At 60.0% G+C, this 22967-nt stretch carries 11 protein-coding genes; 9 read left to right on the top strand and 2 right to left on the bottom strand.

Going from position 1 to position 22967, the window contains the following annotated elements; translation table 11 throughout:
* Nucleotides 1–80: 80 nt before the first annotated feature.
* The 7 genes from gcvT to ettA all read left to right on the top strand — a co-directional run bounded on the left by gcvT (nucleotide 81) and on the right by ettA (nucleotide 13898).
* Entirely contained in the window at nucleotides 81–1190 is a 1110-nt protein-coding gene (gene gcvT / locus KQI84_14745) for a glycine cleavage system aminomethyltransferase GcvT (GenBank protein MCB2156132.1), read from the top strand.
* A gap of 36 nt (nucleotides 1191–1226) precedes the next feature.
* Nucleotides 1227–1616, top strand: a complete 390-nt coding sequence (gene gcvH / locus KQI84_14750; GenBank protein MCB2156133.1) for a glycine cleavage system protein GcvH — start codon at nucleotides 1227–1229, stop codon at nucleotides 1614–1616.
* Nucleotides 1617–1618: 2 nt separating this feature from the next.
* Nucleotides 1619–2977: an aminomethyl-transferring glycine dehydrogenase subunit GcvPA gene (gene gcvPA / locus KQI84_14755; protein MCB2156134.1), complete on the top strand. Its 1359-nt coding sequence runs from the start codon at nucleotides 1619–1621 to the stop codon at nucleotides 2975–2977.
* Nucleotides 2978–3023: 46 nt separating this feature from the next.
* Entirely contained in the window at nucleotides 3024–4523 is a 1500-nt protein-coding gene (gene gcvPB / locus KQI84_14760) for an aminomethyl-transferring glycine dehydrogenase subunit GcvPB (protein MCB2156135.1), read from the top strand.
* Between the two features lie 177 nt (nucleotides 4524–4700).
* Nucleotides 4701–10037 carry a S8 family serine peptidase gene (locus KQI84_14765; GenBank protein MCB2156136.1) on the top strand — a complete coding sequence of 1779 codons (5337 nt, stop codon included), beginning with the start codon at nucleotides 4701–4703 and terminating at the stop codon, nucleotides 10035–10037.
* Nucleotides 10038–10140: 103 nt separating this feature from the next.
* Complete coding sequence (locus tag KQI84_14770) at nucleotides 10141–11958, top strand: mechanosensitive ion channel family protein (protein MCB2156137.1); 1818 nt, start codon at nucleotides 10141–10143, stop codon at nucleotides 11956–11958.
* A gap of 14 nt (nucleotides 11959–11972) precedes the next feature.
* A complete protein-coding gene (gene ettA, locus KQI84_14775; GenBank protein MCB2156138.1) occupies nucleotides 11973–13898 on the top strand; it encodes an energy-dependent translational throttle protein EttA in 1926 nt (641 codons plus the stop codon).
* Here ettA and KQI84_14780 read toward each other — a convergent pair.
* Together KQI84_14780 and KQI84_14785 are read right to left on the bottom strand one after the other, a co-directional pair.
* A complete protein-coding gene (locus KQI84_14780; GenBank protein MCB2156139.1) occupies nucleotides 13895–14797 on the bottom strand; it encodes a carbohydrate kinase family protein in 903 nt (300 codons plus the stop codon). The two genes, ettA and KQI84_14780, sit on opposite strands and share 4 nt — an antisense overlap.
* Before the next feature lie 13 nt (nucleotides 14798–14810).
* Nucleotides 14811–17627: a TIGR03936 family radical SAM-associated protein gene (locus KQI84_14785; protein MCB2156140.1), complete on the bottom strand. Its 2817-nt coding sequence runs from the start codon at nucleotides 17625–17627 to the stop codon at nucleotides 14811–14813.
* A gap of 247 nt (nucleotides 17628–17874) precedes the next feature.
* Here KQI84_14785 and KQI84_14790 point away from each other — a divergent pair, with 247 nt between their 5' ends.
* The gene (locus tag KQI84_14790) at nucleotides 17875–18489 is read left to right on the top strand and encodes a fibronectin type III domain-containing protein (GenBank protein MCB2156141.1); all 615 of its coding nucleotides are present in this window, start codon (nucleotides 17875–17877) and stop codon (nucleotides 18487–18489) included.
* Nucleotides 18490–18519: 30 nt separating this feature from the next.
* Nucleotides 18520–22953, top strand: coding sequence for a protein kinase (locus KQI84_14795; protein MCB2156142.1), 4434 nt, complete (start codon nucleotides 18520–18522; stop codon nucleotides 22951–22953).
* Nucleotides 22954–22967 lie beyond the last annotated feature (14 nt).

Consider the following 22967-nt stretch of genomic DNA (forward strand, 5'->3'; position numbering starts at 1 on the left):
AGGTCCCGGGACAGAGGAGGGTAACGGCCGCCGCGCATGCGACGGTTGACTCGATTCTGCGCCCCACGGAGGTGCCCCGGATGTGTGCTCTTCTCCAGACTCCCCTTCACCAATGTCATCTTGATCTGAACGCCCACATGACCGGCTTCGGCGGTTGGGACATGCCCGTTCACTACGGCAGCCAATTGGCCGAACACGAGGCCGTCCGCAATGCCGTCGGCATGTTCGACGTCTCGCACATGGGCCAGATCCGCTTCCTGGGCGAGAACTACCTGAAGTTTCTCGCGCTGCTCGTGCCCGGAAATCCCTGGCGCCTGGCCGATGGCGGATCGCTCTACACGTGCCTGTGCAAGCCGGACGGCGGTGTGGTGGACGACTTGATCATTACACGCCTGACCGAGAAGGAAGGCTTTACGGTCGTGAACGCGGCGACCCGCGAGAAGGACGTCGCCTGGATGAAGGAACAGCGCGATGCCCTCGGATTCAAGGACGTCGAGATCATCGACGAGAGCGAACAGTGGGCGATGATCGCCGTGCAGGGCCCCGATGCCCTGGAACTGATCGAGAAGATGATCGGGGGGCAGCGCTGGACAGAAACAAAAGCCTTCACCATGTTTACCATGACTTTGAAAGGCCGCCCTCACCTGGTTTCGCGGACCGGTTACACCGGCGAGAACGGCATCGAACTGCTCTGCCCCGCCGAGTTGGCGCCCGAATGGTGGAAGGAGTTCCTCGACGCCGGAGTTCAACCGGCCGGCCTCGGCGCACGCGACAGCTTGCGACTCGAGATGGGCTATTGCCTTTACGGCCAGGACCTGGACGAGACGATCTCGCCGGTCGAAGGCGGCATCGGATGGTCGGTCAGCCTGAAGAAGGACGATCCGTTCATCGGCCGCGAAGTTCTCGAACGCCACAAGAAGGAAGGCGCACCGCGCAAATCGGTCGGTCTGAAGATCGACTCGCGCCGTCCGCTGCGCCACGGCGATGAAGTCGCCGACGGCGAGAAGACGGTCGGCGTCGTCACATCCGGAGGCTACTCCCCCACTCTTGGTTGCGGTATCGCAATGGCGTTGGTGGAGACTGCTGCGGCCAGCAATCCGACACTGCAAATCGTGTCTCGTGGCAAAGCAATTGAGGCGAAGGTTCAACGGCCTCCGTTCGTTGAAGTGAAAAGCAAACCCATCAAGTGAGTGGCTAGTCACTAGCCACTTTACTCTCCGCAGGAGATGCAGATGAACCCCACAAACGTGCTCTACACAAGCTCTCACGAATGGATTGAAGCAGATGGCGACGTCCGGAAGATGGGCGTAACAGATCACGCGCAGGAAATGCTTGGCGACATCGTGTTTGTTGAGATGCCCGAGGTCGGCAAGGTCGTGAAGCAGGGCGATGAATTGTTGACGCTCGAATCGCCGAAGGCGGCCGCCGAAGTTTATGCCCCGATCAGCGGCGAAGTCGTCGAGATCAACGAGGACCTCGAGTCCTCGCCCGACAAGATCAATCAGTCGCCTTACGAAGACGGCTGGATTGTGAAGATCCGCCCGGCAAGCGTCGATGAAGAAGCCGGCGATCTGATGGACGCCGAGGCTTACGAGAAGAAGATCGAAGAGGAGTAAGCATGGCTTACACACCCCATACAACGGCGGACATCGAAGCGATGCTCGCCGCAATCGGTGTTGATTCACTCGATGACCTGTTCAGCGACGTCCCGCCGGAGTTGATCCGCAAGGACATGCTGGAGCTGGAGCCGCGAAGCGAGTTCGAGGTCGTTCGGTACTTCGAGAAGGCCGCCGCGGAGAACCGCACGGTCGATCCCGGGCGGCTGTTCCTCGGCGCCGGGGCTTACCAGCACTACATCCCGTCCGCGGTCCGTCACCTGATCACGCGCGGCGAGTTCATGACCTGCTACACGCCGTATCAGGCAGAGGTCAGCCAGGGAACGCTGCAGGCCATCTTTGAATTCCAGTCGCACATTTGCGCGTTGACCGGGATGGACGTCGCCAACGCGTCCATGTACGACGGCGCGTCGGCCCTGGCCGAAGCGGTCCTGATGGCCGTGCGCCACACGCGGCGCGAGCTTGTCTATCTGCCGAAGACGATCCATCCGACGTATCGCACTGTCGTGGAAACGTACATGCGCGAGATCAACGTCGAGGTACGCCACGTCGATATCGAAGATGGACGCGGCGGCTATCTGAAGGCCTTGGATAATCCCGAACCGGCAGCGGCCGTCGTTATCCAGACACCGAATTTCTTCGGCGTGCTGGAGGAGGCCGAAAACGCGCGCAAGCTGGCCGATGCGACGAAGGGTCTGCTGATCGCGGTCTGCAACCCGACGGCGCTGGCCGCGATCGAGCCGCCCGGAGCCTTCGGAGCGGATATCGCGGTCGGCGAGGCCCAGCCCCTCGGCATTCCGCTGGCGTTTGGCGGTCCGTACGCCGGCTATTTCGCCTGCAAAGAGAACCTGATCCGGAAGATGCCCGGCCGAATTGTTGGCAAGACGACGGACGAAAACGGCATCGAAGGCTTCGTTCTGACCCTGCAGACTCGCGAACAGCACATTCGCCGCGAGAAGGCGACCTCCAACATCTGCACGAACCAGGGCCTGTTCGCTCTGATGGCGACGATGTACATGACCTTCGTCGGCCGGGCCGGGCTGGAAGAAGTCGCCGAAACCTGTGTGGCACGCGCTCATCAGTTGGTCGACGGGCTTGAGCGGGACACAGGTGCGAGCCTCCTCTTCCCGAACGAGCCATTCTTCCACGAGGCGGCGCTGAAGCTGCCGATCCCCGCCGAGGCTTTCCTCGATCGCATGCGCGAGGACTTCGGAATCGTTGGCGGCCTGGATCTTGGCCGTTTCTATCCGGAGATGGAGGACGCGGTCCTGGTTTGCGCGACGGAGATGAACACGGCCGAGGATGTCGAAGCGTACATCGACGCCGCCCGCCAGGTCTTGTCTCAAGTGATGGTTTCCTGAACCCGCCATAAGCGACCTGATATCAAGAGAGAAGCGAACCATACAAATGACGCAGATACTTCCAATGATCGATGAACGCAGCCGCGCCGGACGGCGTGGCTCGAGCCTGCCAGTGGCGGATGAAGCGACGCGACGCGCTGCGCGCGAGGCTATTCCCGAGCGCCACAAGCGGAAGAAGTCCGCCGTGCTGCCCGAGGTCTCTGAACTGGATGCGGTCCGGCATTTCACGCGTTTGTCTCAGCGCAACTTCTCCATCGACGGGCAGTTCTATCCGCTGGGCAGTTGCACGATGAAGTACAACCCCAAGGTCAACGACCAAGTCGCCAGCCTGGCGGGATTCCAGGGCCTGCACCCGCTGCAAATCGCGGACGATTGCCAGGGGACCCTGCGCCTGATGTTCGAGCTTCAGGAATTGCTGAAGCGCATCCTTGGAATGGCGGATGTCACACTGACGCCGGCCGCGGGCGCCCAGGGCGAATACACCGGCATGGCGATCATCAAGGAGTACCATCGTCGGAACGGCAATCTGGACCGGGACATCGTCCTGGTCCCGGACAGCGCACACGGGACCAACCCGGCAAGCGCGGCGCTGGCCGGATTCAAGGTCCGCACCGTGAAAAGCAACGCCGAGGGCCGCGTGGATCTGGATTCTCTGCGGGAATCCCTGGATGACAAGGTCGCGGCGATCATGCTGACCAACCCCAATACATGCGGGGTTTTCGAGCAGGATATCCTCGAGATCGCGAAACTGGTCCACGAAGCCGGTGGACTGTTGTATTACGATGGCGCGAATCTGAACGCGATCGTGGGCCGGGTTCGCCCCGGCGACATGGGATTCGACGTCGTACACATCAACCTTCACAAGACGTTCTCGACTCCGCATGGCGGCGGAGGGCCAGGCTCCGGGGCGGTCGGCGTGGCTCCGCTGCTTTCGGCCTACCTGCCCGATCCGCATGTCGAGCGGTGCGAAGATGGGACATTTGCGCTCTCCGACAGCGACCGCGAGCACTCGATCGGTCGAATGTTGGCCTTCCACGGCAATACCGGGGTTCTCTTGCGCGCGCTGGCTTACATCCTGGCGCAGGGCGGCCCGGGGCTGAAAGATGTCGCCAACCTCTCCGTTCTGAACGCCAACTACGTGCTGAGCCAACTGCCAGAGATGTTCGAGCAGCCCTTCTCGCGCCCCTGCAAGCACGAGGCCCTCGTCACGGTCCGCCACGCCACTAAATCGAGTGGGATCAAGGCGTTCGACGTCGCAAAGCGCCTTCTTGACCTGGGCTATCACGCGCCTACCATCTACTTCCCGCTACTGGTTCCGGAGTGCCTCTTGATCGAGCCGACGGAGACCGAGAGCCGTGAGTCGCTCGACGGATTTGTCGCTGCGATGAAGCAGATTGCACAGGAAACAGAGGACGATCCGGAGGGCGTGAAACACTCTCCCTCGACGCTTTCCACTGGCCGATTGGACGACGCCAAAGCGGCGCGCGAAGTCAATGTTTGCTGCCAGTGGCATATCCCCGAGCGAGAGCAGTCGCCCGACAACTAAGAACGACCGTACACTTTCAAAATCGACGCCTCCTCAAAGGCTACTGACCGCCGGACAAAAGCGCTTGCGGTCAATGACCTCTGTTCCTAACTTGAGGGAACGTTGGGACCGCTGCGCCCAGGACTGGGCGGGGCGATGATTATGTGTGTAATTAAGTTACTTTTCCCGAGGACTCAGATGGCTAACTGGACGAGGAAAGCTCACTGGGCAGAAGGCCTGTTCATTCTGGTAGCGTTGACGATTCTGCTACCCATCTCTGCGATGGCAGCCAGCACAAAGGACGCCCCCTACTTCCCCGGCTACAAGGGAGAGAAGATCCCCCTGGTCAAGTCGGACAATTTCGTGGCGCTGCAGTATACCAGCGACACAAATCGAGGGGATCTCTATGAACTGGCCAAGATCGATTCGCGCGCACTCGGCGTCGAGCCGCTGATGACGTTGGGGTTCGCAAAGCAGATTGTCATGAAGGGCGATCGGGCCGCCGTTGAGAAGGCCCTCGGCACTCGTAGCGACCTGAGAGAGCGAATCGTCGGTGTCGAACCGATCTTCTTCTTCTTCGGCAAAGAGGACCCGAAGATGGCCGCAACGATGACCGGCCGCGTGATGATTCACTTCGAGCAGCCCTTGTCGATCGATGCGCGGGAGAAGTTCTTCGCCGCCAATGGTCTGACCAACACAAAACGAATGCTGGATGATCTCTATTCCGCGGAGACCAGTGTTTCTCGCGCAGAAATCCCAGCCTTCAGCAATCGTCTTGCGGAAGAGAACAAATCAGTCTCGTGGGTCGAGCCCGGGATCATCATGCCAGTCAGCCTGCACTCGTCCAATGCTCTGGCTCATCCCAACGATCCATTCATCGACCTTCAGTGGCACCTGACAAACAACGGCGACAACACTTACAAGCACCGTGGCAAGATCGACGTCGATCTTGATGTCCCTCGAACCTGGAACACCATGCCGTGGTCTGAGACCTCCGTCGCCGGGGCGCACACCGTCCCGAACTATGGCCAACGGAACCCGCCCCTGATCGTCGTTGTGTTTGATACCGGCACAGATCTGAATCATGAAGATTGGAAGATCAATACGGACGACCCCGACAATCTGCTGCCGGGAACGTCCGCTTCCGACCCGGTGAATCAGAGCGTTCTCGACACGCGCCTGGGATACGATTACGTCGACCAGGATCCCGATCCGAGTGCTGAGTTTGCGACTCCATCGGATGGTCATGGAACGTCTGTCGCCGGCATCATCGCGGCGGCTCGCAACAACGGCAAGGGCGTCTCGGGGATCGCGCCGGGCGTGAGAATTTATACCGCACGCATTATCGCGGGCGATGCGACTTCATCGAACGAGCAAGTCGCTCAGTCGATTATCGACGTGACCGATGCGCAGATGAGTATGGGGAATCACTCCTGGGGCTTCAACCCCGGCCTCAGTTCTCCAACAATCGACGTTGCTCTGAGGTATTCCTGGGAGAGTGGCCGATTTGGATTGGGTATGCCGCACTTCTGCTCGAGCGGCAATGATGGCATGGAATTGGTCAGCTACCCAGCGAGCAGTGACTACTCGATCTCTGTTGGTGGCGTTGGCGACCGGGGAAACCGTGTTTCGTACTCGAATTATGGCGAGGCTCTCGACTTCGTCGGGCCGACTCTTTCGCTGACGGGCACGGGCATCGTGACGACCGATCTGTCCGGCCCTCCAGGGTTTGCGGGCGCCGATTCGCTCGATGTGGCCGATCCCTTCGGAAACTACACGAAAGATTCCTACGAGTGGTTCAGCGGCACGAGCGCATCCTGTCCTGCGATCACGGGCGTCGCCGCTCTCATCATGGGTGTCGAGTCCTCCATCACTGTCACCGATCTTGTGAAGGTCATGTCGCAGACGGCTGATCGCTTCGGTGATGCACGTCGATTTGTGGGTGCAGGTTTGTCGGGCAACAATGGACATCGTGGGCTCGATGGATACGATGCCCTCGGCCAACTGGGCTACGGTATGCCGAATCCCTACAATGCGCTGTTGAAAGACTACGCGAATACGTATTCTCCCGCCCCATTGCGCCTGGATTATTGGCTGGAAGCACCGAAGCTCCCGAACTTTGGCGATACGATTAAGGAATTGGACATCGAGCCGACCTTCGATGAGGAGGAAGGCGTCCAACTGGTTGACGGCTCCTGTCACCCAGCCAACTTCCCGAATCTCTACGATCGAATTCAGTGCCGTAAAGACGCAGATCCATACTGGATCTGCTATGGCGCTGAGTATGGTGGGGATCCTGAGACTGGCAGAGTGAGAGGCGTCGACACAGATGAGGGCTTCAGCCCCATCGAGGACTTCGAGTATCCCATGTATGTCTTGGCAACACCCTATGAGTTTACTGAGGACCAGATTACGAACTGGGAATTGCAGGATTTCGTCCAGGATCCGTACATCCCGATCGGGAATCTGGAATTCTCAGACGACGCCTGGGAACCGGAGCCCCCGGGATTTGGAGCGTATCTGATGTCGACTCGGCCTTCGCTCGAACTCGCTAATACGACGATTCGCTTCAATCCCCGTGGCATGTACCTTCCAAACTACCAGTACGTCGTGCAGAACAATGATGACGAGGATTCCGGTGGCGAGAACGAAATCGATATCCACTATGCGTACGAACGCTGTCTCCCCGTCTTGATCCAGGTGATGGTCAAACACGAACTCGGGACTCAAAACGCGAGCGAAGAAGTTGGCACTATCCTGTCGGAAAACGATGTGATCGAGGTCTTTGGTGACGGCAACCTGCTGGGCAGAATCACCGGTGACTCCCGGACGGCAGAGAAGCCTTCGCTGATTCCCGCTGTAGAGAAGGTGACCTCGAACGAAGGTGGTGGCTCTGGCAACGAAGTATTGGTCGCCAGTTGGGGGGATATCGAGCCCTACAGGCCCCAGCTTCCAGAGAGTCAATACTACTTCAACACATACGTGTTCCAGATGCCTTACGAGTATATGGACGATGAATCGCTGCAGTTGGAGATTCGGATGACAAGTGGGAGTTCGTACCTGCCTGTCTACGATGGCGACAATCGCGCCGACGCAGTCCGCCGCGACTACCGAGGGTTCCAGTTGGCGGACATTGCGGTTTACCAACTGACGCCCAAGGGCGAACTCATTCAAGCCCCAAATCAGGGACGTGTCGGCGTTCTTGGCACGCAGCCCATCATGTCGCCGGGCAACACGGAGGAGATCTTCCTGGCCGATGACCTTCAGACGGTGCGGGTCGCCCAGCAGGAATCCTTCACAGATCGAGCCCTGATTAGCGGCAGTACGGTCATCATTGACGACCTGATTCGCGAACCGGTTCCGATCTTCCATTCCGATACCCAGATTCTGAATATGGACTCGGACTACGAGACCATGCGGATTCTGTACACGTCCAATTCACCGACCGGCGCTCGCCGACTCTACACCATTCACTCCGACGGATACGATGAAGTGGAGATTCCGACGACGGAATTCCCGACATTTGCTACGTTCTCGCAGTCGACGGATCGTATCTACTACACAAATGGCTCACAGATTCGGGCTATCTATCGTGACGGGTCGGACGATACGTTCCTGTTCGACGATGTCGGCGCCGACTACCAGATTGGGCCGGACGAATTTGCCGATCTCTCCGGATTCGGTCAACTGACCGTGGATTACTCGGATGGCGTCGTCGTCTTCACCGCGGTCGAAACTGTCCGCGATGGCGCGGGCAACATCCTGACCAATGGAGACGGCTCTGATCGCGTTTCGATTAACCTCTATGCGGCTCCGACGATTTCGAACCCAGTCGGCGAAATGGCCCGCCAGCCGGTGAAACTGGTCGAGTGGAGTACTTGGGAACGCAATCCGAAGTTCTCCTACAAAGAGAATCGTCTGGCATTCGCCTCGAATGCGAACTCGGTCGAGGATCCGACGGCGACTGGGATGTTCAAGATTTACATTCTTGAGAACATCGAGCACGTGATCTCTGGTGCCCAAGACCCCTACATCACGTCGTTGCTTCTGCCGCGGATGCCACTGTCGCCCGAAGAAGCCGCTACCTCCCTTGAGTACTATCTTGGTGGCGATGTGCCGCGCTGGTCTACAGACGGCGACTTAATCGGCTTCATTGGATTCCGACAAGAGCACGTCGATGCCGACCAGGTCGTGAATGGAATCGGCGAGGTCGCCTGGGTCCGTATCAACGCATGCTCGACCGGCGGCGAAGCCGTCCCGCCGGTGCCTCCGACGCCGACGCCGTATCCCACCCCGACCGTGAGCCCCACTCCCCCGCCGTCGCCGACTCCGGTGGACGACAATCTGATCTTCGAAATCGGCCACTACGATTTCGACTCGGTGGGAGACGGATGGCAGTTCATTTCCAGCGCGGACTTTGATGCGCCGCTCGCGGCCACGGAGAGCATGGACGGCGGATCCTATCTGCAGTTGACTGCCAACAACGACAGTACGAACACCTTCGGCTTCTACACTTCTCCCTCGAACGCATTGGGTCTCTTCCCATACGAAGCGAGCTTGAAGGCCGAGCCGGACTTCTACCTGTTCCGCGGCTATCTGCGCCGGACCACAGCCGATGCGACAATGGCACCGGGCCTGCGTCTGCGCGTCAATTCCCGCGACTACCAGCACTACGCGACGATGGAATCCTACAGCGTCGGCGAAGGCTTTGCCGTCCCAAGCGCAGACTCGCTGACCCCGATGGATCTGCTGTTCCAGCCTCCGCGAAAGATGTTCGACCTGCCGTCCGAGTACCAGACTTACACGCTCGCCTTCGACCTGCTGAACTTCATGCCAGAGGACGATCCGAACGGTGGCTATCGCCTCGAGCGCGTGGATCTGTACCGTATCACCTCGACCGATACATCGATTAATGTCCTGAGTTCTGTGGACACGAAGATGGCAGACTCGAATTCGTTCGCGACGGCCGAGGAAGCGGAGACTCAAATCCTCGGTATGTGGGAATCGGGTGCACTGCCCGAACGTCACGGCGTGCCCGAGATGACTTACGAGATCGTCCAGGCCGGACCGGACAGCTATCGTGGCCGCTTCATGGGTCGCGTCGTCGACAGCGAGAGGCCCAGCTTCGGATTCTGGTCGACGATCCCGCTGGCGCTATCTGCCAACGTGCCTGCCTCCGGAGGCCCCTACTTCCTGCGCATGCGCACCAGCGTGAACTGCTACGGCTCGAATGCCTCCTCGAACCCGGAGATTCGCTACCGCATCTCCTCGGCCCGGTTCAGCACGACCGTGACGCAGGGCATCGTTCCCTCCGGCTCGTACGAGTTGACCCCATCCGGCGGTCAATCGGCCCAGCACTACACGTTCTTCCCGATCCCGGGGAGTGTCTCTGGAGACTTCCCGATCCTGATCGGCTGGGACGTGATGAACTTCGTCAATTGGCCGAATACAAACTCGGACACGATGTTCCTGGATTCGATCCAACTGGACGTCATCTCCTTCGCCAATTATCCGGCGGTGGACGAGACACCCTGATCGCCCAAAAGAAGGTTGGCTCTCACGCACCCCCGCGACTACAAACGCGGGGGTGCTTCATTGACGGGCACTCCGATTTTCAAGAGCTGTGGAGCGGAAGATCATGACAACCGTGAGGTTCTCTCGTTGGTCCCTGATCCTGATGTTGGTCCTTCTGGCGTTCGCTCTGCCAGAGGCCATTCGTGCGCAGGATGCACCTGAAGAAACTGAAACCGTCGTCCAGGTACCGGCGGAGCGATCTTCGCCCAGGGCGACGATCAAGACGTTCCTGACGATGTTCAACGATGCGGACGACACGGGGAACCAGCAGTCGCTGGACAAAGCCGTGGCGACTCTCGACCTCAGCGACATCCCAAAGGGAATCCGCAATGAGGTTGGCGAGGAACTGGCGAAGAAGCTGAAAGTCGGGGTTCTCGACAAGTCCGGCTTCATTGTCTATGAAGATTACTCGGATCAGCCAGATGCCGCCCCTCACACGATCCTGAAGGTTCCTGCCGGCGAGGTAACGATCGCCCCGGACAAGAACGGCGATTGGAAATTCACAAAGGAGACGGTGGCCAGTATCGATCGGCTGGTCGAGCACTTCCGCGACCAGGATTTCGCTGAAGGCGTTCAGAGCACGGAGAATCTGACGCTGGACAGTTCGTGGATTCAGGACTTGATGCCAGACGTCTTGCGGAACTCAGAGTTCATTCTGAAGGGCTGGCAGTGGGTGGCGATGGCAGTCCTGGCCATGATCGGCCTCCTGATCGACCGTATCATCGTCTTCTTCCTGATGATGCTCGTGGCTCCTCGCCTGGAGCGCTATCGGATCGAGACCACTCAGCAGGGCCGCGCGAAGCTGGTCCGGCCACTTGGCCTCGTCGCGATGGCAGCCTTCTGGCGATTCAATCTGCCTTCCCTCGAGTTGCCACCCCAGATGTTGAACGCGGTCTACTCGATCATCGTTCTCATCATTGGCTGCTCGTTCATTCTGTTCCTGCTGCGGGTCGTCGACGTGATCGCAGGCCACATGAGTAACTGGGCCGATAAGACGGCGTCCAAGTTCGATGATCTTCTCGTCCCATTTGTTCGCAAATCGTCGAAGATCATTATCGTGATCATCGGCTCGTTGACGATTCTTGAGAGTCTCGATCTGCGCCCCACCAGCGTTATCGCTTCGCTCGGACTCGGTGGCCTGGCTATTGCCCTGGCGGCGAAAGACACCGTGCAGAATGTCTTTGGCTCGGTTACGATCATTGCCGATCGCCCGTTCCAGATCGGCGACTGGATTGTTGCCGGCGACACGGAAGGAACCGTCGAGTCGCTCGGTTTCCGCTCCACGCGCGTGCGCACGTTCTACAATTCCCTGGTGACAATCCCGAACGCGATACTAATGAATGCCACGGTCGACAACCTGGGCATGCGACGCTACCGACGCTACAAGACGGCGCTTGCAATCACCTACAATACGCCTCCCGAGCGCATCGAGGCGTTCTGCGAAGGCATTCGCGAGATCATCCGCGAGCACCCGTACACGCGGAAGGACTACTACCACGTCTACATGCACACGTTTGGGGCGCATTCGCTCGACATTCTTGTGTACATGTTCTTCGAGACGCCCGACTGGTCGACGGAGTTGCGCGAACGCCATCGCTTCAACATTCACGTAATGGAGTTGGCGGAGCGCCTTGGTGTTGAATTCGCATTCCCGACGCAAACGCTCTATCTGGAGCGCGGCGCCGGCGCGGCAAAGCCGAACGACGAGGCCTTCCTCTCGCGAGAGGAAGTCACCGGCCGTCTGGATCAGGGGCGAAACACCGCACGGGAGCTCGTCGGCAGCACGCTGCATAAGGGTGAGGTGCCTCCGCCCGTCGTCATCAACCCCCCGCGCGCAAACGAACCTGTCGAGAAGCAGGATCACTTCGATGGCGAGGAGTAGACCGATCGCAATCTATGGCTGATACTCCGCCAATTCTGGCGTTGCTCGACATTCACAAGTCCTTTCTGTCGCGCCCCGTGCTCGATGGCATTCATGTTACCGTACACGAGGGCGATCGCGTTGGCCTGCTCGGCGTGAACGGCTCCGGCAAATCGACACTCATGCGAATCATGGCCGGAGCGATCGAGGCGGATTCGGGCGAGGTTCGCTCGCGGCGCGGCCTGAAGGTCAGCTATCTCGATCAGTCGTTCACGCTCGACGAGTCGCAGACTGTCCGCAAATGGGTGGAGGGCGCTTTCGCAGAGCTGCACGAACTGGAAGCGGAACGCGATCACGTTCATCGCGAACTGGAGATACACCCTGACTCGGAACGCACACCGAAACTGCTGGAACGCCAGGCGGAATTGACCCACGCGCTCGAAGCGCGCGGAGCGTACACGGCAAATGCCCGCCTCGAGGCGGCGATGAACCATCTCGATCTGCCACCGGGCGAGCGCGAGATTTCAACGCTGTCCGGTGGCGAGAAGCGTCGTGTCGCACTTTGCCGTGTGTTGCTTGAGCAACCTGATCTGCTTCTCCTTGATGAACCAACGAACCACCTCGATGCACAAACCTTGGAGTGGCTGGAGGAGTTCCTTTCGGGTTATCCCGGCACCGTGGTGCTTGTCACACACGATCGCTACTTCCTGGATCGCGTTGCGACGCGGATGGTTGAAATTGCGCGTGGGCAAGTCAACGAGTACGCCGGCAACTACAGCGATTACCTGATTACGAAACAGCGCGAGGCAGAGTTGGCCGCGCGCACAGAGGCCAATCGCCAAACGCACCTGCGCCGGGAGCTGGATTGGCTGTCGCGTCAGCCAAAAGCACGCACGACGAAATCGAAGGCGCGAGTTACCGCGATCGAGCAGACCCTGGAGAACGGTCCACCACCGATCGATCGATTTACGGACTTTCAACTTCCCGATGCGCCTCGATTGGGCAAGACGGTCATGGAAGTCGAGCACATCTTCAAGACACTCGGCGATCGCGAGCTCATCGGGGGCTTCACGTTCACGATGGTGCCTGGAGATCGCATCGGGATCGTCGGTCGCAACGGCGCGGGGAAAACGACGCTGCTGCGCCTGATGCTCGGGCAGGACGAACCGGATCGCGGCAAGGTGAAGCGCGGCAAGAACGTGAAGATTGTCTACGCAGATCAGCAGCGCGCAGCGCTCGATCCGGAGGAAACGGTTCTCCAGACGGTGACAGGCGATGCGGATTGGTTGCGCGTCGGCGGCGAGCGCATCACCGTGCGTGCGTACTTGCGCCGGTTTCTATTTGATGACGAGAAGGCTGCAATGCCGATCAAACGCCTCAGCGGGGGCGAGCGCAATCGCGTGCTGCTGGCGAAACTGCTTCGTGAGGGCGGCAACTTGATCGCGCTCGACGAGCCGACGAACGATCTCGATTTGCAAACGTTGCGCGCGCTGGAGGATGCACTCGTGGCCTTCGATGGCAGTTGCATTGTCGTCAGTCACGACCGCTACTTCCTGAATCGCGTCGCAACGCGCATCCTCTGGCTGGAGGGCGACGGCCAGGTGCACGAAGTCGTCGGCAATTACGAGCACTTCCGCATCTACCGCAATAAGCTGGAGCAGAAGCGCGAGGCGGAACGAGGCGCCCGCGATCCGGAACCGGCCAAGGCCACTCGCCAGAAGCCCAAGACACCGCCGAAGAAGCTTACCTTCAACGAACGGCGCGAGTTTGAAGCGATGGAAGAGACGATCCTGGAAGCGGAAACGCGACTGGACGAAGTGCACGCCCTGCTGGAGGATCCGCAGACGTACATGGATCGTCCGAAGGACGAAGTGGCGGCTCTGGTCAGCGAGAAGAGCGACCTGGAGTCGCGCCTGAACAAACTGTACGAGCGTTGGGCGGAACTGAGTGAGCGCGCCTAGACTTGCCCTGAAGAAATCCTGTCGAGTTCATCCTTCTTCAAGAACCCTCTTGTCGCTCCGGGTTCGCCGATCATGTGACCTGCGAAGTACTGAGCCCGCGCCAGTGCATCGCGGGGCGTCAGTCCTGAAACAAAGCCCGAGAGGAATCCGCTGACCAACGAATCGCCCGCGCCGATCGTGCTGACGACTGGTCGTGTCGGCGTTGCCGGCAGAGTTGCGATTGTCTGCGATTCTCTCACGCCGAGCATCGCACCGTCTGCCCCACACCCACAGATAGCGATCTGCACGCCGCGATTCCACATCGTCTGAATCGCAGACTCGGCATCCTGCTCGAGATTCTCGTCACTGAAGAAAACCACATCAGCGATCTCGATGAAACGTCGATTGTAGGCATCGTCAACGGATGGAATTGCCTGCACGTCTGTGGAGACGCGCTTCCCGCGTTCCTTGGCCCTGCGGCCGAGAGCGAGGGCCCACTCGATGTTCGTCGCATGCACGTGGTCGACGCGGTCGAGAAGCGCGTCGAAGTCATCGAGTGGGTAGGTCTGCGCAAGCGCATCCTTGAGATCTGAGAACGCAGCCGCACGCCCTTCCTCCCCCACCAGGATCACGCTGCGCGGCGAGTCGTCCATGGCTTGAACGATGCCACCGGTTGCGATCCCGTGGGACGCAATTTCCGGAATCAGCGATTGCCCCAACGCATCACGACCGAGAATTGCCGCCAATTCGACATCGATTTCGAGTGTCCGAAGCGCCAGGGCGATATTCCATCCCACGCCGGCGGGGTTGTCTGAGACGCCGTGCGGAATGAATCGGGACTTCGCGTACTCGATGGGGAACTGGCCGACCAGAACCGACGTTTCCAAGTTCACGTTTCCGGCAACGAGAATGCGTGGCATGACTCCGACTCCCTCAAGCGGAAGCCTGCTGCGGCACCTCCGCCAAAATCATGTTCTTGCGCGTCAGCAAAACGAGCGCGTCGTCGGGAATCATGCCATCCAGGATGTGGCGGAGCGCAACCCCGGGATCGAGATACTTGCCGGGGATGAGCGACACGCGCGCCCGGAACTCCGGACGGTCCGGATTGCGCGATTCGGCGGGCTCGATTCGATGAATGCCGTCTTTCAACTCGCGATGCTTCTTTTTGCCCTTTCGCTCGATCGTCAGCGGAAAAGACTCGGCGTCGTTGAATACCGCAATCCGTCGCTCGGCTTCGTCGAAATCGAATCCCTCCACGCCGAGGATTTCGAGCGTGTAGTCGGCTTCACTTGCGACCGCAGAGATCGCCTTTCCGTGCAGTTCGACTTCTTCGGCAGTATGATACGACAAGCCGGGACAATTGAGGGCCTGAAGTCGCGCCAGGGCCTCGGATGGTTCAAGCCGCTCGCTCAACTGCACTTCGAAGTATTCAGCCTCGCCGGCCGTACCGACGCCCAACGGCGGCCCCCAACTCATGCGCGGGCGCGGGCTGTAGCCTTCGGAGAAACTGATCGGCAGCCCGGCGCGCAGCACGACCATCTCGACCAGTCGAATCAGGTCGAGGTGCGCCAACCAGCGCAAGTCGTCGGTCTTTGACAACGTGAAGCGAATGCGTTGCACAGCCTGATTTTCTTCCACGCCTTCCAGCGGCCTGACCTGCTGCAGGCGCGCCAACTCGCGATCCGTCTTCCCGTCCTGCTCGACCGACCCTTCGCCTTCCAGAATGTCAGTGCTTACATTCTCCAGCGCTGCATTCTCGCGCGCTATCTCTTCGGCGTGAATTGATTCGTGCTTTGCGAGTATGTTCTTGATCGTCACATCATCGCAGACATCGCACTTCACGCATCGAACCAACGCGCAATCGGGCGTCTCGCCTTCGCGCTTGGCTTTCTCGTTTTCGCGGATCAGGAAGAGCTTGCCAAGCGACGGATCGAGATGATCCCACGCAAAGAACTCGTGCTGAGCACGTTCGCGATTGGCGTAGAAGGTCGGGTCCACCTGCTCGTCCAGGAAGGCCTGCATCCACGCGTCGAAACGGAACCCCTCGCGCCAGGAATCGAAACACGTTCCGTTCTGCCAGGCACGGTGGAGGACGCGGGCGACTTTGCGATCGCCACGGGCCAGAACGGCCTCGATAAAGGAGCCGCGGAAGTTGTGCGCACGCACCTGGGTGAAGCGCGATTCGGCGCGCTCGCGAACGTAGTACACGCGGCGCTGCAACTCGTCGACGTCGGGCTGGGCGTGCCATTGAAAGGGCGTGTGTGGCTTCGGAACAAACGGCGACAAGGTGATCGCGAGTGAGAAGCGCTTGCCATGAATCCGGCGGCCTTCCGACTCGGCGTACTTCGTCAACTCAATGATCCCATCAAGATCCGCATCGGTTTCGGTTGGCAGGCCGATCATGAAGTACAACTTCAGCGTCCGCCAGCCGCGCTTCAGCACCTGCGTGATCGTCTCGCGGAAGTGGGATTCATCCACTGCCTTGTTAATGACGCGTCGAAGACGCTCGGTTCCGGCTTCCGGGGCAAACGTGAAACCAGATTTCGGCCCCTGCGCAATGATCGAGGCCAATTCCACATCGAACGCGTTGATTCGCAGGCTCGGCAGGGAAAGACCCATCTTGTTGGCGCCAAACTGCTCCTGCAGCATCCGCATCGTAGTCGGCAAAGCCGTGAAATCCGCCGAACTCAGCGACATGAGGCTGATCTCGCGGTAGCCCGTATTTCGAATCGCTTCCTGGGCAATCTTGAGGATCTGCTCGGGGGTGCGTTCGCGCAGCGGCCGGTTGATCATGCCGGCGGCGCAGAAGCGACACCCGCAATTGCAGCCGCGCTTGATCTCCACGGTCACGCGATCGTGCACGACGCGCACGTTTGGCACGACCGGACAGACGGCGCCGAGGTCCTCGCCGATATTGAACTGATTCTTCTTAACGAAAGACGGAATACCGCTCTCCAGAAGGCGGAATCCCTGCAGAGTTCCGTCCTCTCGCCAATCGAAGTGATAGAACGCAGGCACGTAACAGCCCTGGATTCCAGCGATACGGCGCAGAAGTCGGCGTTTCAGGTCATTCGAAATCGGAATGTCGTTGTGCTGATCCAGGCCTTTGCGGTCGTCTTCCCGACCGTTGCCGGGCCGGAACGGTCCGGCCGGATGGAGGGTGCTCAGATCCACACCGTCCGCAGCCAACTCGCGCTTGAACTCCTCGATGCAGAGCAGGAGGTCTTCTAGGACCCCTTCCCCGTCTCCCGTGACGAACACGTCGACAAATGGCGCGAGCGTCTCGGCGGCCAGGGCGCCCTCGCCTCCGGCGATGACAATCGGGAACACGGATTTCCTGAAAGCAGACCATGGAGAAAGCCCGGCCAAGTCCAGCGAATTCAGCACGTTAGTATAGTTCATTTCATGCTGGAGCGAGTATCCCAGTACATCGAACAGCGCCAGCGGATCCTTGCTTTCGTGAGCGCGCAGCGGAAACCCGGCGCGCCGCATCTCCTGCTCCATGTCGATCCAGGGACAGTAGGCGCGCTCGGCCCACCATTGGGGCCGGCGATTCACGCGCTCGTACAGAATCTTGAAGCCATGGTACGACATACCGATGTCGTACTGGTCAGGAAAGACCAGTGCCGTCCGAACGGAAACGGTGCTCTTGTCCTTGACGACCTGGTTCAGTTCGCCGCCGACGTAGCGGCCGGGCTTCTCGACACGGGCCAGGATCTGTTCGTAGTGCTGAGTGCTGGAGTTGCTCATGTTACCTCTTAGGACGGGGGCTCCGACAGGCATGGGGCATCGATGCCTGGTCGTTTCGGTGAATGCTGGCGGGCGGAAAGTCAAGGCCTCAGGCGGCTTTGCTCCGCGGGTGACTGAGGTAGCGACGGTTGTGCCGGAATCTGGAGTCGTCCGATCCGCTTTACAGTCGGTCCAAAATGGCAATTGCGGAACTGCGATTCGATCGTCTATGGAAACGGCCAACAGATTCTGGAGTGAGGTTGCCCCGATGCCCCGATTTCCTCGACGAGAAGGCGAAATCATCCTGCTGGCCGACGATATGATTTCCGGCCTGAATTCCTATGGGAAACACTTTCCCAATTGCGACCCGAAAGGTCTTGAAGGCCTGCGAGCAGATTATCAGAAGCAGAAGGACGTCCAAATGGACGCCCTGAATGCTTACAAGGCGGCAACGGAGGCCAAGGATGAGGCCCTGCAGGAACTGATGCGCAAGATGAAGGACGAGTTGAAGCAGGCTGAGGACGACTCGAAGCAGGACCCGTCGAAGCTGGAGCGCATCGGTTGGGGCGGCCTGTCCGAAGTAACCGTCACTCCCCCACCCGCTCCGCCGCGCGATCTGGAGGCTGTCTCCGAAGGCGCAGCGGGCGTTCGCCTGCAGTGGCGCCAGCCCGCCCGCGGCCAGGGAGGCCCGGTCCGCGTCTACGAAGTGGAACGGCGCGAGGGAGCCGACAAGAGCACCGAATGGACGCTCGAAGCCAATTCCTTCGATCTCGAATTGCGCATGAAGGAACTGCCGGTCGGAATTCCGCTTCGGTTCCGTGTCCGGGCGCGTAATCAGGCCGGCGCCTCCGATCCAAGCAACACCGTCGAAATCACCTTGTAACGAATCTGTCGGCGAGGGACTCTTGTTCGCGTGGATGAACAGATCACAGATCCCACGCCTTGGCCCTTCCACGAGCCGGAAACCGGCTCGCCGGAAGAGACGTTTGCATTGGAGCCGGACTCCGATGAGGAGCTTCCGGATCCGGACGCATCATTCCAGAACCTCTCCCAATGGACAGTCTCTGTCGCTTCTTCCGATCCCGATGATCTGGAAGCAGTTCGCGACGCGCCGGAACTGACTCGAACCAATTACATGCTGGTCCGCCGTGTCGGCCACGGCGGTTGCGGCGAAGTCTGGGAAGCGATTCAAAACAATCTCGGCCGCGAGATCGCGGTGAAGCTACCGTTCGGTGGTGCGGATGCCGAGGCAACGACGCTTGGGACTTGCTCGCGCGATGTCGAACTCGGCTTCCGACGCGAGGCCCTCACGACCGGCAATCTCGAACATCCGAACATCGTACCCGTTCACGATCTGGGACGCGACGAGCAAGGACGTCCGCTGCTCGCAATGAAGTTGGTTCGCGGCACACCATGGAATAAGATGATCTGGTCAGACGAGGACCTGCCACTCGCAGACTTCCTCGCGCGTCATCTGCCGATCCTGATCGATGTTGCGCAAGCAGTCGCCTTCGCACACTCCAAGGGCATTGTTCATCGCGACCTGAAACCCAGCCAGGTGATGGTCGGCCGCTACGGTGAAGTCGTGCTGATGGATTGGGGCTTGGCCCTCGTGTTTGACGAAGAACTGGCGGGGCACGAGGTGCCGCTGCTCGTCAAGTCCGGGCTTGCTCCGACGAAGCAGACCGCCGGCGGACCTGCCGGAACGCCCGCGTACATGGCGCCGGAACAAACGCAGAAGCACTCTTTGGATGTCGGCCCTTGGACTGACGTGTACCTGCTCGGCGGAATCCTCTACTATCTGTTGGCCGGGCGCCCACCTCATGACGGCAGCCAGGCGAGCGAGGCATTTGAAGCCGCCTGCCAGGGCCGCATTCATCCGCTGAAAGGGCGGACAGAGGGTGAGCTGATTCCGGATGAATTGCGCGGCTTGTGTGCGCACGCAATGGCTGCAGATCCGAAGGATCGCATCGAATCGGTCGAGGCGTTCCTGGGCGCCATTCAGGACTACGTCACCGGTGCCGGCCGACGGCGCGAAAGCCAGGAACTTACGAATCGGGTCGAGGAAGAGCTCGCGGAAGAACAGCTCTCTCCGGAGACATTGGACTACCAGAGGCTCATTCAATTTCGACTTCAGGTCGGCCGTGCGATTCAACTGTGGCCGGAGAATTTCCACGCGCGGCAATTGCATGAAAGTGTCGTGTTGCTGCACGCGCAAAAAGCCGTCGAGGGCGGCGATCTGTTGCTGGCGGAGTCGATGCTCGCTTCCGCTCCAGCCGGCGAGCAGCGCGAGCGCTTACTGAGCAAACTTGAAGCGCGCCGCGCACAGCTGCAGCGCGAGTCTCGTCAACGTCGTCTCTATCTGACTGCCAGTATGGTCCTCGTCGGGATGCTGCTCATTCTTGGCGGCTGGTTTTCAATCGAGCACGACCGCCAGAATCGTCGCGCACTCGAAATCTCCATGCGCGAGCAGGAAAACGCGCGGCAGTTGGCGCGCGAAGCCGCGCAGCGTGCTTACGAAGCCGAACGCGCGCAGTATGTTTCCGACATTCGCTTTGCGCAGAGTCGCCTGACGGAAGGCGCACTGGACGAAGCCGAAGGCATGCTGCTCGGCATTGATGAATCGCGGCGCGGAATCGCGTGGGGCCTGCTGATGCGACTCTGTCACCCCGAGTTGATTGCGCTGCAGGGACACACGGGCGCGATCACGGGGTTGGACTTCAGCGAAGATGGGCATCTGCTGCTGTCTGTCGGGGAAGACTTGAAAGCCCGCATCTGGGATATGGATACGGGCAAGGAGAAGCAGGTCTTTCACGGTCATCGCAAACGCATTCGAACGGGGGCAATCAGCCGGGACGGGAAGTTGGCAGCAACGTGCGGTTTCACGGGATCGATCCGGCTCTGGGAAACCGACACTGGACGCGAACTGTATCGCTGGCCGGTCGATGCACGCACGGTTGAGTTTGCGCCGGACAGCCTGAGCTTCGTTGCCGCCGGCCGCGACAAGTACGCCCGCGTGTATGATGTCGGGACGGGTAATTTCATCCTTCTCGAACGCCACACCGAGGAAGTTGCCAACGCGCATTTCTCTCCGAATGGCAAACAGATCATCACTGCATCATACGACAACACGGCAATTGTCTGGGACCGCGAAACTGGTCGGGTGGTGGTGGTTCTCGGCGAGCATGAGCTGGGCGTTTCCGATGCGCTCTTCAGCCCCAGCGGCGGACGCATCCTGACCGTATCGCACGACGGCCAGGCGGGCATTTGGGAAGCGAATACAGGTCGACTGCGCATGATGCTGAATGGGCACGAAGGCGGCCTGACGGCCTGCGCCTGGAGTCCCGATGGCCGCCGCATCGCGACGGGATCGCAGGATCGAACAGTTCGGATCTGGGATTCGACGACCGGCTTTGAACTGGTGCAATTGCAGGGACATGAGGAAGAACTCAGCCACGTGACATTCAGCCCGGATGGTGCATTGATCGCGACGACGTCGCTGGATCGCACGGTGCGCGTCTGGCAGGCATCGACCGGCCGGCAATTGGCCGTTCTGTCGCGACAGGCCGTACCATTCTGTCCGCCAAGGTACAGCCCGCGCGGGACGATTCTTGCCTCTTCGGGCGGAGACGATGCGATTCAGATTTGGGCGCCTTCGGGGCAACCGGAAGAGTTCCGCCTCGAGGGGCATGAGGAGGAAGTGCTCGGCCTGGATTTCGATCCGAAGGGGCGCTTCATCGCGACTGGTTCACGCGATCGAACGGCAAGACTGTGGGATGCGGGGAACGGACGGGAGTTCCTCGACATGGACGATCAGGATCGCGAAGTTTCGAGCGTGGCATTCTTTCCGGATGGCGAGCGACTCGCCGTCGCAACCTTCGATCAATCGGCATACGTGTACGATGTGAGAACGGGCGAACGACTGAGCACGCTCAAGGGGCACGAGCGCGAGCTCTCCACGATCGACGTTGCCGAAGGTGCGATTCGCATTCTGACGTGCTCGTTCGATGGAACCGCCCGTTTGTGGAAAGCCAACGAAGAGGAGCCCTACGCGATCCTGGAAGGTCATGAAGGCCCCGTTCTGGTTGGTTGCTTCAATGATGATGGCGATCTCGTCGTGACGGGTTCCAGCGATCAGACGGCGCGCATCTGGAATGCCAACACGGGCGAGCTGATTCATGTGCTGCGCGGGCACAATGGATCGATCACGGCCGCGGCCTTCGGGAAGTCCAACAAGCGCTTGGCGACGGGCTCTTCCGACAATCGCATTCGACTGTGGGATGTGCAGACCGGAAAGCCGCAGCAGTGGCTAGTGGGTCACGATGGGCGAATTCTCGATCTCGATTTCCATCCGGACGGGGACTACATGGTCAGCACTTCCGACGATGGGACATTCCGGCTTTGGGACGTGACGACTGGGCGCGAGATGGTCCGTCTGTCCGATCCTTATGGGGCCGTCACGCACGCGAGGTTCAGTCCTTCAGGCCGTCAACTGGCAACGGCGAATCGTGTCGGCAGTGTGCGTGTTTGGGAGCCGGTACCATGGCGGTCGCAGGATCTCGGCGGATCCCCCGATCTGCCGTGGGATGAACGGTTCTCATTGTGGCAGCATCAGCGTTTCCTGGAGAACATCGCGCGTCTGCCGGATCGACGCCTGCCCGCCTCCTACTGGCATGCCGTGTATCTGGCAGAGCAACCCGTCGATATCGGCAAGGCAGCGTTCTCGGGTGCGCTGGCGGCCTTGAAGGAAGTCTCGCCACGCACGCCGCAGGTTCAGAAGCTCTTCGTTGAAACGAGCGAGGCGCTGGCGACGAGTTCTCCGGAGACGAAAATCGCCGATGTTGCCCAGCCGCTGCTGGATGAAGTTCGAGGGGCTTTACGCGACATGCAGGTTGGTCTTCTGCCTCAGCGCGAAACCCAGCAGGCCGATGCTCCGGCCCCGAAATTCGATCGATTCGTGGAAGGCGCCCGCGGGCCGCTGCCGCTTGAAGAACAAAAGGCCATTCCAAGCGGGACGCCCCTGCGCGTGTTGTGCTTCATCCGTCGCGACGTCGAAGGGCACAAGGTCTTCATCGCCGGCAACCTTCCGGAACTCGGATCGTGGGAACCGTGTCGCGTGCCGTTCAGCCACGTCGAAGAAACGCCCTACGGCCACCTGTGGGAATTCCGCCTGCCTTACCAGCCGATGGAGTTCAAACTCTGCTACGGCCGCGAAGGCGATGGCTGGGTCGCCGGCGAGTGGTGGGGAATCGAGAATCGCCAAATCCCAAGCCCGACGGCACAACTCTATCGCCTGCCCGACGGCGAGTTGTTGCTGCTGACGGAGTTTGGAAAGCATCCGGGGTAAGCCCTATGCGCCCG

This window comes from bacterium, from assembly GCA_020444065.1.
Lineage (GTDB): Bacteria > Sumerlaeota > Sumerlaeia > SLMS01 > JAHLLQ01 > JAHLLQ01.